We start from the raw sequence: 621 nt of genomic DNA, 5'->3' as shown, positions 1-621 counted from the left end.
ATTGTCGGATAATTAAAGGTCGTATTAATGAAGTAATCGAGGCTATTCGCCTCTCCTTTTTGGTTCATCACAGCCTGCCCAATGTGCACGATCTCTGCCGCTTGGTCACCAAAGCAATGAATTCCCAATATTTCTTTGGTATCTCGGTGAAACAAGATCTTCAACATCCCAACCGCCTCACCTGTAATTTGCGCACGGGCTAAATCTTTAAAAAATGCCTGCCCGACTTCGTAAGGAACCTTATCTTCAGTCAATTCACGCTCAGTTCGACCTACTGAACTAATCTCAGGAATGGTGTAAATGCCAGTAGGCACATCATCGACGAACCTAAAGTACTGATCCTCTGACATTGCCGCCGCCGAAGCACGACCTTGATCGTAAGCAGCACTCGCCAAAGCAGGCCAACCTATAACATCTCCAACGGCATAGATACCCTCTACTTCAGTTCGATAGTGATCATCGATCGTAAGCTGTCCACGTGAGTTAGGCTTCAAACCAGTGTTTTCGAGCCCCATATTATCGGTATTACCACTACGCCCATTACACCAAAGAAAAGCATCCGCTCGAATTTTTTTACCCGATGCAAACGTCACCTCAACCGCATTATCAGTACCGACCACA

General features: G+C 46.1%; 1 protein-coding gene. It reads right to left on the bottom strand.

Annotated elements, in window-relative coordinates; all coding sequences use genetic code 11:
- A partial coding sequence (locus tag A3762_RS19055; RefSeq protein ID WP_197469399.1) for an FAD-dependent oxidoreductase occupies positions 1 to 621 on the bottom strand: 621 nt, incomplete at both ends.

Source organism: Oleiphilus sp. HI0125, assembly GCF_001635355.1.
This window is presented reverse-complemented; position numbering and strand designations above follow the sequence as displayed.